At 70.4% G+C, this 12,491-nt stretch carries 14 protein-coding genes and 1 tRNA gene; 5 read left to right on the plus strand and 10 right to left on the minus strand.

The window, feature by feature from the left end; genetic code table 11:
• Positions 1–3 precede the first annotated feature (3 nt).
• On the minus strand, positions 4–927 hold the full coding sequence (locus EZH22_RS06405; protein WP_203194890.1) for a LysR family transcriptional regulator: 924 nt from the start codon (positions 925–927) through the stop codon (positions 4–6).
• Between the two features lie 151 nt (positions 928–1,078).
• On the opposite strand from EZH22_RS06405, the gene EZH22_RS06410 reads away from it, so the two are divergent.
• From EZH22_RS06410 to mmsB, 3 genes are all read left to right on the plus strand, one after another.
• Positions 1,079–2,575, plus strand: a complete 1,497-nt coding sequence (locus tag EZH22_RS06410; RefSeq protein ID WP_203194891.1) for a CoA-acylating methylmalonate-semialdehyde dehydrogenase — start codon at positions 1,079–1,081, stop codon at positions 2,573–2,575.
• A gap of 108 nt (positions 2,576–2,683) precedes the next feature.
• Complete coding sequence (locus tag EZH22_RS06415; protein WP_203194892.1) at positions 2,684–3,826, plus strand: isobutyryl-CoA dehydrogenase; 1,143 nt, start codon at positions 2,684–2,686, stop codon at positions 3,824–3,826.
• 116 nt (positions 3,827–3,942) lie between these two features.
• Entirely contained in the window at positions 3,943–4,839 is an 897-nt protein-coding gene (gene mmsB / locus EZH22_RS06420; RefSeq protein ID WP_203194893.1) for a 3-hydroxyisobutyrate dehydrogenase, read from the plus strand.
• A gap of 18 nt (positions 4,840–4,857) precedes the next feature.
• On the opposite strand, the gene EZH22_RS06425 is transcribed toward mmsB, so the two are convergent.
• On the minus strand, positions 4,858–5,277 hold the full coding sequence (locus EZH22_RS06425) for a DUF805 domain-containing protein (protein ID WP_203194894.1): 420 nt from the start codon (positions 5,275–5,277) through the stop codon (positions 4,858–4,860).
• Between the two features lie 57 nt (positions 5,278–5,334).
• Between EZH22_RS06425 and EZH22_RS06430 the strand changes: the two genes are divergently transcribed.
• Positions 5,335–6,309: an alpha/beta fold hydrolase gene (locus tag EZH22_RS06430; protein ID WP_203194895.1), complete on the plus strand. Its 975-nt coding sequence runs from the start codon at positions 5,335–5,337 to the stop codon at positions 6,307–6,309.
• Between the two features lie 31 nt (positions 6,310–6,340).
• Here EZH22_RS06430 and EZH22_RS06435 read toward each other — a convergent pair.
• The 8 genes from EZH22_RS06435 to EZH22_RS06470 all read right to left on the minus strand — a co-directional run bounded on the left by EZH22_RS06435 (position 6,341) and on the right by EZH22_RS06470 (position 11,394).
• Positions 6,341–6,417 (minus strand) — tRNA-Met (locus tag EZH22_RS06435).
• Between the two features lie 157 nt (positions 6,418–6,574).
• A complete protein-coding gene (locus EZH22_RS06440; RefSeq protein ID WP_203194896.1) occupies positions 6,575–7,198 on the minus strand; it encodes a 2,3-bisphosphoglycerate-dependent phosphoglycerate mutase in 624 nt (207 codons plus the stop codon).
• A 22-nt stretch (positions 7,199–7,220) separates the two neighbouring features.
• Positions 7,221–8,036 carry a 4-hydroxy-tetrahydrodipicolinate reductase gene (dapB, locus tag EZH22_RS06445; RefSeq protein WP_203194897.1) on the minus strand — a complete coding sequence of 272 codons (816 nt, stop codon included), beginning with the start codon at positions 8,034–8,036 and terminating at the stop codon, positions 7,221–7,223.
• A 67-nt stretch (positions 8,037–8,103) separates the two neighbouring features.
• Complete coding sequence (locus EZH22_RS06450) at positions 8,104–8,748, minus strand: DUF1330 domain-containing protein (RefSeq protein WP_203194898.1); 645 nt, start codon at positions 8,746–8,748, stop codon at positions 8,104–8,106.
• A gap of 11 nt (positions 8,749–8,759) precedes the next feature.
• On the minus strand, positions 8,760–9,461 hold the full coding sequence (pyrF, locus tag EZH22_RS06455; RefSeq protein ID WP_203194899.1) for an orotidine-5'-phosphate decarboxylase: 702 nt from the start codon (positions 9,459–9,461) through the stop codon (positions 8,760–8,762).
• Positions 9,458–10,039 carry a histidine phosphatase family protein gene (locus EZH22_RS06460; protein WP_203194900.1) on the minus strand — a complete coding sequence of 194 codons (582 nt, stop codon included), beginning with the start codon at positions 10,037–10,039 and terminating at the stop codon, positions 9,458–9,460. The genes pyrF and EZH22_RS06460 overlap by 4 nt, the downstream gene beginning before the upstream one ends.
• A gap of 52 nt (positions 10,040–10,091) precedes the next feature.
• Positions 10,092–10,709 carry a class I SAM-dependent methyltransferase gene (locus EZH22_RS06465; RefSeq protein ID WP_203194901.1) on the minus strand — a complete coding sequence of 206 codons (618 nt, stop codon included), beginning with the start codon at positions 10,707–10,709 and terminating at the stop codon, positions 10,092–10,094.
• 64 nt (positions 10,710–10,773) lie between these two features.
• The gene (locus EZH22_RS06470; protein WP_203194902.1) at positions 10,774–11,394 is read right to left on the minus strand and encodes a TetR/AcrR family transcriptional regulator; all 621 of its coding nucleotides are present in this window, start codon (positions 11,392–11,394) and stop codon (positions 10,774–10,776) included.
• Between the two features lie 81 nt (positions 11,395–11,475).
• Here EZH22_RS06470 and EZH22_RS06475 point away from each other — a divergent pair, with 81 nt between their 5' ends.
• Entirely contained in the window at positions 11,476–12,480 is a 1,005-nt protein-coding gene (locus EZH22_RS06475; protein WP_203194903.1) for an NAD-dependent epimerase/dehydratase family protein, read from the plus strand.
• The last annotated feature ends 11 nt before the right edge of the window (positions 12,481–12,491 follow it).

Raw genomic sequence — 12,491 nt, forward strand, 5'->3', positions numbered from 1 at the left:
ATACTACCTTGATGACAGGAATTGTCCGCGTGCGTTCTGCACCAGGTGCGTGATGAAGTCCGCCGCCACCCGGATGCGGGCGAGGTCGCGGGTGTCGGTGTGGGTGAGCAGCCAGAAGGTGCGGGTCAGCCCCACCTCCTCCGGCAGGATCGGCACGAGGGCATCCGGCCGTTCGTCGCGGAACAGGTCGGCCATGAAGCAGGGCAGCACGCACACCCCCGCCCCGGCCTGCGTCGCGGTGAGCTGGGCGACCAGGCTGGAGCTCTTCAGCCGCACGCGCAGGTCCTTGGCCACCAGCGGCACGTAGTCCAGCTCCGGTGCGTAGATGAGATCGTCCACATAGCCGATGAACGGGTGGCGCTGCAGGCTCGCGCGGCTCTCGATGGGCCCGTGCCGATTGAGATAGGCCCGCGCCGCGTAAAGGCCCAGCCGGTAGTCGGTGAGCTTGCGCGCGTGCAGCCGCCCCTCCTTCGGCCGCGACAGGGAGATGGCGATGTCGGCCTCCCGCTTCGACAGGGAGAACAGGCGCGGCATGGCCAGGAGCTGGATGTCCAGTTCCGGATGCAGGTCGGCCAGCGCGCCGATGCGCGGGGCGAGGAAGAAGGTGCCGAACCCGTCCGGCGCGCCGACGCGCACGGTGCCGGCGACGCCGAGGTCCGCCCCGCCGATCTCCCCCTGGGCGGCCAGCGCCAGCGTCTCCATGCCCTCGGCGGCGGCGATGAGGCGTTCGCCGGCGGCGGTGAGGCCGTAGCCGTGGGGCCGGCGATCAAAGAGCTTGGCGCCCAGCGCCACCTCCAGCGCGGCGATGCGCCGGCTGACCGTGGAATGCTCCACCTTCAGGCGCGCCGCCGCCGCCGTGAGGCGCCCCGCGCGCGCCACCGCCAGGAAGAACCTCAGGTCGGACCAGTCGAAATCACCGGCGCGCATGCCTCTCCCTGATGTGAACTGATGCACATGGATGGTGCGGAGATTGCCGTAGATGTGCATAAAAAGATACGGCAATGTGCCGGCCAACGAACGCGGCCCGGAAAGGGCTGCGGTTGTACCGGAAACGCATCCCTCAAGAAGGACACGCATCATGCGCGAGATCGGCCATTTCATCGGCGGCAAGCACGTGCCCGGCACGTCCGGCCGCTATGCCGACGTTTGGCAGCCCATGACCGGCGAGGTGATCGCCCGCGTCGCTCTCGCCTCCAAGGACGAGCTGCGGGCCGCGGTGGAGAACGCCAAGGCGGCCCAGCCGGCCTGGGCCGCCACCAATCCCCAGCGCCGCGCCCGCGTGCTCATGAAGTTCCTGGAGCTGGTGCACCGCGACTACGACGCCCTCGCCGAGCTCCTGGCCCGCGAGCACGGCAAGACCATTCCCGACGCCCGTGGCGACATCCAGCGAGGGCTGGAGGTGGTCGAGTTCGCGGTCGGCATCCCGCACCTGATGAAGGGCGACTACTCCGACGGCGCCGGACCGGGCATCGACATCTATTCCATGCGCCAGGCGCTGGGCGTGGTGGCCGGCATCACCCCGTTCAACTTCCCGGCCATGATCCCCATGTGGAAGTTCGGCCCCGCCATCGCCTGCGGCAACGCCTTCATCCTGAAGCCGTCCGAGCGCGATCCCGGCGTGCCCATGCATCTCGCCGAGCTGATGCTCGAAGCCGGCCTGCCCCCGGGCATCCTCAACGTGGTGAACGGCGACAAGGAAGCGGTGGACGGCATCCTCGACGATCCCGACATCCAGGCCGTCGGCTTCGTCGGCTCGTCGTCCATCGCCCAGTACATCTATGCCCGGGGCGCCGCCAACGGGAAGCGGATCCAGGGCTTCGGCGGTGCCAAGAACCACATGATCATCATGCCCGACGCGGACATGGACCAGGCGGTGGACGCCCTCATCGGCGCCGGCTACGGCTCCGCCGGCGAGCGCTGCATGGCCATCTCGGTGGCGGTGCCGGTGGGCCAGGACGCCGCCGAGCGGCTGCTGGAGAAGCTGGTGCCCCGCGTGGAGAGCCTGAAGATCGGCCCCTCCACCGACAATTCCGCCGACTTCGGCCCCCTCGTCACCCGCGAGGCGGTGGAGCGCGTGAAGGGCTATGTGGACATCGGCCTTAAGGAAGGCGCCAAGCTTTTGGTGGACGGCCGCAACTTCAAGCTCCAGGGCTATGAGAACGGCTTCTACATGGGCGGCTGCCTGTTCGACCACGTGACCGCCGACATGCGCATCTACAAGGAGGAGATCTTCGGACCCGTCCTCTCCGTGGTGCGCGCCCCGGACTACAAGGAGGCTCTGCGCCTTCCCACCGAGCATGAATATGGCAACGGCGTTGCCATATTCACCCGCGACGGCGATGCGGCGCGCGACTTCGCCTCCAAGGTGAACGTGGGCATGGTGGGCATCAACGTGCCGATCCCCGTGCCGCTCGCCTACCACACCTTCGGCGGCTGGAAGCGCTCCGGCTTCGGCGACCTTAACCAGCACGGGCCGGACGGCGTGCGTTTCTACACCAAGACCAAGACCGTCACGTCGCGCTGGCCCTCCGGCGTCAAGGACGGCGCCGAGTTCGTCATCCCCACCATGAACTGAGCCGGACCGCCGCCCCCTCCGCCGGAGGGGGCGGCTTCGGCAGGACCATGCCCGCCGAGGGGCGCGCCCCCGCGGGTGGATGACGGCTCGCACCAAGGCGCCTTCCACATGTTCACGCTCACCGAGGACCAGGTCGCCATCCGCGAGATGGCGCGCGACTTCGCCAGGGAACAGATCGCCCCCTACGCGGTGGAGTGGGACGAGACCAAGCACTTCCCGGTGGACGCCCTGCGCGCCGCCGCGGCGCTCGGCATGGGCGGCATCTATGTGCGCGAGGACGTGGGCGGCTCCGGCCTTTCCCGCCTCGACGCCGCGCTGATTTTCGAGGCGCTCGCCACCGGCTGCCCCGGGACCTCGGCCTATCTGTCCATCCACAACATGTCGACCTGGATGATCGACCGCTTCGGCGACGACGACCAGCGGCGCAAATGGGTGCCCCGCCTCGCCAGCATGGAGCATTTCGCCTCCTACTGCCTCACCGAGCCCGGCGCCGGCTCGGATGCCGCCGCCCTCAAGACGCGGGCGGTGCGCGATGGCGATTTCTATGTGGTGGACGGGCAGAAGCAGTTCATCTCCGGCGCCGGCGCGTCCGACATCTACGTGGTGATGGTGCGCACCGGTGGCGACGGCCCCAAGGGCATCTCCACCCTCGTCATCGAGGCCGGCACGCCGGGCCTCTCCTTCGGCGCCAACGAAAGGAAGATGGGCTGGAACGTGCAGCCCACCCGCTCCGTCATCTTCGAGGGCCTGCGCGTGCCGGTGGCCAACCGCCTCGGCGCGGAGGGCGACGGCTTCAAGATTGCCATGGCCGGGCTCGACGGCGGCCGGCTCAACATCGGCGCGTGCTCCCTGGGCGGCGCCCAGGCGGCGCTGGAGCGCACGCTTGCCTACATGCGCGAACGCAAGGCCTTCGGGCAGCGGCTCGACGCCTTCCAGGCCCTCCAGTTCCGCCTCGCCGACATGGCGACCGAGCTGGAAGTGGCGCGCACCTTCCTCTGGCGCGCCGCCGCGGCGCTGGATGCGAAGACCCCCGACGCCACCCAGCTCTGCGCCATGGCCAAGCGCTTCGCCACCGACACCGGCTTCCAGGTCGCCAACGAGGCGCTCCAGCTCCACGGCGGCTATGGCTACCTCGCCGACTACGGCATCGAGAAGATCGTGCGCGACCTCCGGGTCCACCAGATCCTGGAAGGCACCAACGAGATCATGCGGCTCATCATCTCCCGTGCGCTGATCGCGCAGGGGAACTGAGGGCGGCTCCGCGCAGCACACCCTCCAGGCCGTCATGCCCCGGACAGGCCGGGGCATGACGGCTGAGAAGATCGACCGGGGCCGCACCGGCGGCGCCCATCTGGGGAGGACCCATCATGACCACCATCGCATTCATCGGCCTCGGCAACATGGGCGGGCCCATGGCCGGCAACCTCGTGAAGGCGGGCCACAATGTGCTCGGCTTCGATCTCGTGCCCGCGGCGCTGGAGGCAGCCAGGGCGAGGGGCGTGGTCCTCGCGGACAGTGCAAAGGCGGCGGTGGCCACAGCCGAGGTGGTAGTCACCATGCTACCCTCGGGCAAGCACGTGATCGCCGCCACCACCGGGGCCGAAGGCCTGTTCGAGGCGGCGAAGCCCGGCACGCTCTTCATCGATTCGTCCACCATCGACGTCGCGTCCGCCCGCGCCTTCCACGAGGCGGCCAAGGCGGCGGGCCACGCCAGCGTGGACGCGCCCGTCTCCGGCGGCGTCGGCGGCGCCGAGGCGGCGACCTTGACTTTCATGGTCGGCGGCGCCGACGCGGCCTTCGGCGCGGCAAGGCCGCTGCTGGAGCTCATGGGCAAGAAGATCGTGCATTGCGGCGGCGCCGGCGCGGGGCAGGCGGCCAAGATCTGCAACAACATGATCCTCGGCATTTCCATGATCGCGGTGAGCGAGGCCTTCGTGCTGGGCGAGAAGCTCGGCCTTTCCCACCAGGCGCTCTTTGACGTCGCCTCCACCTCGTCCGGCCAGTGCTGGTCGCTCACCACCTACTGCCCGGTGCCGGGCCCGGTGCCCGCCAGCCCCGCCAATCGCGGCTACCAGCCGGGATTTGCCGCGGCGCTGATGCTGAAGGACCTGAAGCTCTCGCAGGAAGCCGCCGACGCCTCCGGCGCCGCCACCGCTTTGGGCGCGGCCGCCACCGCCCTCTACACCGCGTTCGCCGCCGAGGGGAACGAGGGCAAGGATTTTTCCGGCATCATCGAGTGGGTGCGCACCCGCGACGACACCTGAGGGCCGGTGCCCCGCGCGTCAGCCTGCCGCCAGCAGCGGCGGCAGGCCGTGCGCGTTGGGCTCCCGCTCGGAGGGCTGCACCCACCAGAACAACAGCACGAAGATGCCGAACGGCACGAAGAGGATGAGGAACCACCAGCCGCTGCGCCCCACGTCGTGCAGCCGCCGCACCGCCACCGCCAGCGACGGCAGGATGAGCGCCAGGTGGACGATGCCGGTGAGCCAGCTCTGGGAGACGAAGACGAACCAACCCTGCATGGACGAGGTGGCCGATCCCGTCACCACCGAGCCGCTCAGCAGCGTCGCGCTCACCACCAGGGCGGCGATCTCCGCCAGCAGGGTGAACACCCAGAACCACCAGAACTCGCTGCGCGGCGCGCGGCCGCTGAAGGTCGCGTATTTCGACAGGCAGCTCTGGACTGCAGCTCCGAACGTCATGGCCCCTCCTTTGCGCGCGTGCTCTAAGATCATACGTCCGCACAGAGGCCAGACGCCATGGGTTCGACCGGTGTTTTCCTCGTCCTCGTCTTGGGCCTGGCGGCGCTGGTCGCCGTCGCGGTGATCATCCGACGCTTTCGGGCCGCGCACGCCCGGGCGCTCGAAACCGTCGCCTCCGGCAGCCAAGTGGCGCACCTGTCCTGCGGGCCGGTGGAATATGCCGACGTCGGCGAGGGCCCGGTCCTGCTGTCCATCCACGGTGCGGGCGGCGGCTTCGACCACGGCCTTTCCTTCGCCGCCGACCTCATGGGGGATGGCTTCCGCGTCATCGCCCCATCCCGCTTCGGCTACCTGCGGACCGGCGTGCCCGACACCGCCGATGCCCCCGATGGCGGCGTGGCGGCGCAGGCCGATGCCCATGCCGCCCTCCTCGACCATCTCGGCCTGGGGCCTGTCCTGGTGATGGGCCTGTCGGCCGGGGCGCGATCGGCCGCGGCACTGGCGGTGCGGCATCCCCACAAGGTCCGCGCCCTGGTGCTGCTGGTGCCCGCCCTCGACGCGCCGCACAGCCCCGTCGCCGTGGACCCCACCGGAGGCAGCCGCATGGTGTTCGCGGTGGTGCAGGCCGGGGGCGATTTCTTCTGGTGGATGATCAAGGCGCTGGGTCCCGCCATGCTGATCCGTTTCGTCGGCGTGCGGCCGGCGCTGCTGGATCAGGCGGGGGAAGGCGAACGGGCGCGGGTCATGGGCATTGCCGCCTCGGTCGCGCCGGTGTCCGTGCGCGCGGCGGGCATCCGGCTGGACAGCGCTTGCCCGCCGCCAATGCTGCCGCTGGAGCGGATCACGGTCCCCACCCTCATCGTTTCGGCCCGCGACGACCTCTTCAACACCCTGCCCGCCGCGGAAGTGGCGGCGGCGCGGATCCCGGGTGCGCGGCTCGTCGTCTACGACACGGGCGGCCATCTTCTCGTGGGCCGGGCCGGCGAGACCCGCGCGATCGTGCGCGCATTCCTCGCCGAGGCGGGGCTTTGAGGGCGGCGTGGAAATGAGGGCGGTGTGGAACTGGTAGCAGCGGGCGGATTTGAACCGCCGACCTCCGGGTTATGAATCCGGCGCTCTCACCAACTGAGCTACGCTGCCTCACCGAGAGACGCGCATATAGAGGCGGCGCCTCGCGGGTGTCAAGAATCGAGGCGGGGCAAGATGCGCCCGCCGCTCCCCCGTCCACCGCCGGCGTGCCGGGAGCGGACGCCCGCACCGGGCGCCCGCTCCTGCCCTCCGGGCGGGGGATCACGCCTCAGGCGATGAGGTCGCGCTTCTCCAGCACGGTGGAATCCGCCGCCAGCCGGTAGAAGATGGGCGCGCCGGTGGCGAGCTCGCGCTTCATGATGCCCTCGGGGGAGAGCTTCTCCAGCACCATCACCAATGCGCGCAGGGAATTGCCGTGGGCCGCCACCAGCGTGCGCTCGCCGCGCAGCACGCACGGCAGGATCTCCTGCACGTAGTAAGGCAGGGTGCGGGCCACGGTGTCGCGCAGGCTCTCGCCGCCGGGCGGGGGCACGTCGTAGGAGCGGCGCCAGGTGTGCACCTGCTCCTCGCCCCACTTGGCGCGGGCGTCGTCCTTGTTGAGGCCGGAGAGGTCGCCGTAGTCGCGCTCGTTCAACGCCTGGTCCCGGGAGGTCTTCACCCCCTCCTGTCCCATTTCGCCGAGCACCAAAGCGAGGGTGCGCTGGGCGCGCGTCAAGGCGGAGGTGAAGGCCACGTCGAAGGACAGGCCCTCGGCCTTCAGCAGCGTGCCGGCACGCTTCGCCTCGGCGACGCCCTGCTCGGTGAGGTCGGGATCGCGCCAGCCGGTGAACAGGTTCTTCAGGTTCCACTCGCTCTGCCCGTGACGGACGAGGACGAGGATGCGGTCGGACATGGAAGGACGCTCCGGCGTTTTTTCAGAAGTCGGCAAGGCCGAGCACGTCGGCCATGGAATAGAGGCCCGGCTCGCGGCCCTTCACCCAGCGCGCCGCCACCAGCGCGCCGTGGGCGAAGATCATGCGGTCCTCGGCCTTGTGGGTGAGCTCGATGCGCTCGGAGGGGCCGGCGAAGATGACCACGTGCTCGCCCACCACCGAGCCGCCGCGCAGGCTGGCGAAGCCGATGGCACCCGGCTTGCGCGCGCCGGTGTGGCCGTCGCGGCCGCGCTCGGAGCACTCGTCCAGCGCGCGGCCGCGCCCGTTCGCCGCCGCCTCGCCGAGGAGGAGCGCGGTGCCGGAGGGGGCATCCACCTTCTTGTTGTGGTGCATCTCCACGATCTCGATGTCGAAGCTGTCGTCCAGCGTCGCCGCCACCCGGCGGGTGAGGGCGGCGAGCAGGTTGACGCCGAGGCTCATGTTGCCCGACTTCATGACCGGCGTGCGCCGGGCGGCGGCGGCGATGGCCGCGTTGTCGGCGTTGGAAAAGCCGGTGGTGCCGATGACATGGGCGATGCCGGTTTCCGCGAGGCGCTCGGCGAGCCGCACCGTGGCGGAAGGCGTCGAGAAATCCACCACCACGTCGGCGCCGTTGAGCGTGGGGGCGACGTCGCTTTCCACGGTCACGCCGTTGGGCCTCAGGCCGCTCATCAGGCCCGCATCCTCGCCGAGATGGGTCGAGCCCGAATATTCCAGGGCGCCGACCAGCTCGAGACCAGTCGTCTCCGCGATGGCCTTGATGAGGGCCCGGCCCATGCGGCCGCCGGCTCCGGCGATGACGATGCGCAGATCAGACACGGTTCATGTCCCCGATTCGTGGTTTGCCGGCCGGTCCTCAACGCCCCGGCTTGCGTGCGGCGGCGCCTCAGACGGGTGCCGCCTCCCGGCCGGTATAGCCGGAGACGAGGACGACGTCGGCCACCGCGGCCTCCTGCCGGATGGCGCGCGCCCTCTGGTAGCCGGGTGAGTAATAGCAAGCGCGCGCCGTCGCCACGTCCTTGAAGGCGACGACCACGTAGCGCGCGCGGCCATGTCCCTCGAGCAGCTGATGCCGCCCGCCCCGCACCAGGAACCACCCGCCATACTCGGCGAAGGGCGCCGCGTTGGCTGCCATGTAGTCCTTGTAGCGCTCCGGATCGGTCACATCCACCTTGGCCATCCAGTAGCCACGGGGCTTGTCCACCGTGCCCTCCGGCGGCGGGGCCGGCGAGGGCTGCGGCCCGTCATAACCCTCGACCGCCGCGAGATCAGCGATGGCGGTGGCCTGCCGCAGGTCGCGGACGGGGCGATAGTCGGGCGCCTCGTAGGTGGTGACGGCAACGTCGAAGGAGGCCATCTCCACCAGCACGTTGCGATGCCGCTTGATGCCTTCGAGATGCTCGAAGTCCCCGCCGCGGATGACGAAGTCCATCTGGTGCGCCTGCGCGAAGCGCAGGTTCGCCTCCCGGTAGGTGATGTAGTCCACCGGGTTGACCACATCGAGATTGAGGAACCAGTAGCCCTTTGACATTGCCCCCCTCCTCAGCCGCCCAGCTCTTCGAGGATGGCGCGCGCCGCGGCGAGCGGATCCGGCGCGGCGGCGATGGGCCGGCCCACCACGATCATGTCGGCCCCGGCGGCGATGGCCTCGGCCGGCGTGGCGATGCGCTTCTGGTCGCCAACCTCCGCCCCCCGCGGCCGCACGCCCGGCGTCACCACCAGGCCCCGCGGGCCGAGGATGCCCCGCACCATGGCGGCGTCGGTCGGCGCGCAGATGACGCCGGCGATCCCCGCCTGCCGCGCCTGGCCGGCGCGCAGGCGCACCGTGTCGGTCACCCCGGCGCCGTAGCCGGCGGCGGCGAGGTCGCCATCGTCATAGGACGTGAGCACGGTGACGCCCAGCACCTGGAGGTCGCTGCCCGACGCGCCGCGGGCGGCGGCGGCCATGGTCTGGGGATAGGCATGGACGGTGAGCAGGCTCACCCCCCGCTCCGCCGCCGCGGCGGTGGCCCGCTCGACGGTGTTGCCGATGTCGTGCAGCTTGAGGTCAAGGAAAACCTTCTTGCCGGCGCCGATGAGGTCGGCGGCAAGGTCGAGGCCGCCGGCGACGGTGAGCTCAAGGCCGATCTTGTAGAAGCTCACCACATCGCCAAGCTGCCACACCAGCGCCTCGGCCGCGCTGGCGCTGGGAAAATCGAGAGCGACGATCAGTCGGTCCCGGGCGTCGGCGTGTGCCTCGCTCATCCGGCCTCCTCCATGGTGCGCCACCGGTCCGGGCGCGCAGTGCTCCCGGCGCGGAACCAGCATCCGCCGCCCACCGGCGGCTGGTCGTGAACGCGCGAGATGGGGTAGCCCGCGAGGTGGCACAGAAGCAAGGTGCCGACGCCGCCATGGCCGACGAAGATCGCCGGCCGGTCGCCGGGAGGCCCGTCCTTCAGGGCCGCGGCCACCGCCGCGGCGATGCGGGCCTGCGCATCCACCGCGCGCTCCCAGCCGGACACGCTGTCCTGCGGCCGGGCGAAGAAGGCATTGGCCATACTCTGGAATTCAGCCTCCGGGAGATAGCCGGTGGCGGAGCGGTCATTCTCCTCGAGGCCTTCCCCGACCTGCACGTCGAGGCCCAGCGCGGCGGCGATGAGCCCGGCGGCCTGGAGGGCCTTCTCCTCGGTGGAGGAGACGATGCGCTTATAGGAGGAGAGGTCGGCGCGTGCGGCAAAGGCGCGCGTGCGCGCAACGCCGGTCTCCGACAGGCCCCAGCGGGGAACGGGGACGGCGGGGTCCACCCGCACCTGCGGATGGGTCAGATAGAGGAAGTCCGTCACGGCGGCCCCGCCTCGGGATGAGACCGGCGCGGGACGGCGCCGGCCCGAAACATCAGGGGCGACGATAGGCCCACACGCGGGCGGGCGGGATGTTGCGCCACACGCGCGGGGAGCGCTCGCCCTCGATGGCGCCCGCCACCAGGGGCACCGGCGAGACCACCGCATAGGTGAACTGCACGAACGGCGCGCCGGGATGGGAGAGGTCGAAGGCCTCGTTCACCATCCGGTGCCGCTCCGATTCGGGCATGGTGAACAGCGGCAGCGAAGAGATGGTGCCCACGGCCTTGCCCGGCAGCCGGTCCTCCAGCGTCTTGCCCAGCTTGTAGGCGTCGCCGTTGATCACGGTGACGCCGGGATAGCGCAGGCGCAGCAGGGCGCAGAATTCTGGATTGTACTCGATGAGGAAGAGGCGCTCCGGGGCGAAACCGCGCTGGAGCAGGGCCTTGGTGACCGGGCCGGTGCCGGGCCCGAGCTCGATCACCGGGCCGTCCTGCCGCGGGTCGATATAGCTCGCCATCATCTTGGCGAGGGCCGGGCTGGAGGGCGCCACGGCGCCGGTCTTCAGCGGATTCTGGAACCACGACTGCAGGAAGCGGACCTCGTCCTTGAGGTTGGGCTTCGGCAACGGCTGCTTGCGAAGCGGGCTGCGCTGGTCGTGGGAGTGGAGCATCTACGGCACCTCGAGCGCCCGACAAGGTCGGATATCAGGCGCTTAGACGGGAAAGGAGGCGGGGTCAAGATTCGTGCGGCCCGGCGAGCACACCAAGCAGGAGGCTGTCGAGGGCGGAGGCGAGAAGTTCTTCCTCAGGTGGCGAAAGAAAGGCGGAGCAGGTGAGCTTGAGGCTAGCGGTCCCGTGCAGCAGGATCCAGAAGGTGAGCGCAAGGGCGTCCGGCGCCTTGCCGGGCCTCAATCGACCGGCCGCGGCCAGGTCCTGGAACACGCCGGCGATCAGCGCAAATGCCGCAGCCCCCGCGGCATCCTTGCCGCCGAGCGCACTGGCGGCGAAACCCGGCTCCATGAAAATCAGCCGGTAGGTTTCCGGCTCGTCGCGGGCGAAGGCGACATAGGCGAGGGCCAGCGCGGTCAGGCGCGCCAGCGGGTCCGGGATCTGGCCCGCCAGCGACAGGGTCGAAAGCAGGGCGCGCATCCCCTCCTCCCCGAGCGCGCGGGCGATCGCCTCGCGATTCTCGAAATGCAGGTAGAGGGCGGCCGCGGAATACCCGGCGGCCTCGGCGATGCGGCGCATGGTGAGGGCCTCGAAGCCCTGCTCCAGCACGATGCGCCGGGCTTCGGCGAGGATGCGGGCGCGGGCGTCCTCCCTTCTTCGGGCACGCGGCGCGGCGGACGATGGCACAGGACCTCCTCGAACGGAGTTGACATGAACGACGTTCAGTTTATGAACTATGTTCAGTGAACATCGTTCAGGAGAACTCTAATGCCTTCCGCCCGCCGCCTGCAACCCACCCCCGCCGCCCTCGCGCCGCGCATCGGCCTCGTCGGCGCCACCGGCCCGGTCGGTGCCAGCATCGCCGCCGCCCTGGCCGCCGCCGCCACGCCCTTCGCCGCCATCGGCCGTTCGGAAAGCGGACTTGCCGCAGCCTTCGGGACGCAGCCCCTGGCCGTGCGCCGCGCCTGGGAGCCGGACACCGCAGCCGGCATGCGCGCCGCCTTCCACGGCCTCGACACCCTCGTCACCATGGTGGGCGTGCCCTACGACGCCTTCCACCTGCACCCCGTCCTTATGCGGCGGACCATCGAGGCCGCGGCGGCGGAAGGGGTCTCCCGCCTGCTCCTCATCGGCACCGCCTATCCGTTCGGCCGGCCGCAGGCGGCGCGGGTCGACGAGACCCACCCGCGCACGCCGCACACCCGCAAGGGCCAGTTGCGCAAGGCGCAGGAGGACATCCTGATGGCGGCGGACGCGGCGGGGACGATCCGCGCCTCGATCCTGCGCCTGCCCGATTTCTACGGGCCCGGCGTGGAGCGCAGCTTCCTTTCCGACATCTTCGCCGCGGCGGCGCAGGGGCGGCGGGCCAGGGTGGTGGGGCCCATCGACACGCCACACGAATTCATCTTCGTCCCGGACGTGGGGCCGGTGGTGCGGGACCTGATCGGGTGCGACGACGCCTTCGGCCGCACCTTCAATCTCGGCGGGGCCGGCACGATCACGGTGCGGGACGTGGCGGAGCGCGCCTTCGCGATGGCCAAGGCCAAGCCCCGCCTGCTGGTGGCGAACCGGGCCATGCTGCGGCTCGCCGGCCTGTTCGATCCGGTGATGCGCGAACTGGTGGAGATGCACTACCTGCTGACGACGCCGGTCGTCTTCGACGACGGCGCCCTCACGGGGCTGCTCGGCCCCCTGGCGAAGACCCCCTATGACGCGGGCATCGCCCGCGCACTGGCGGCGGAAATGGAAACATGCGCCCGAAAGGCCGCCTGATCCCTGCGGAA

It is taken from the genome of Xanthobacter dioxanivorans, assembly GCF_016807805.1.
In the GTDB taxonomy this organism is placed as follows: Bacteria; Pseudomonadota; Alphaproteobacteria; order Rhizobiales; family Xanthobacteraceae; genus Xanthobacter; species Xanthobacter dioxanivorans.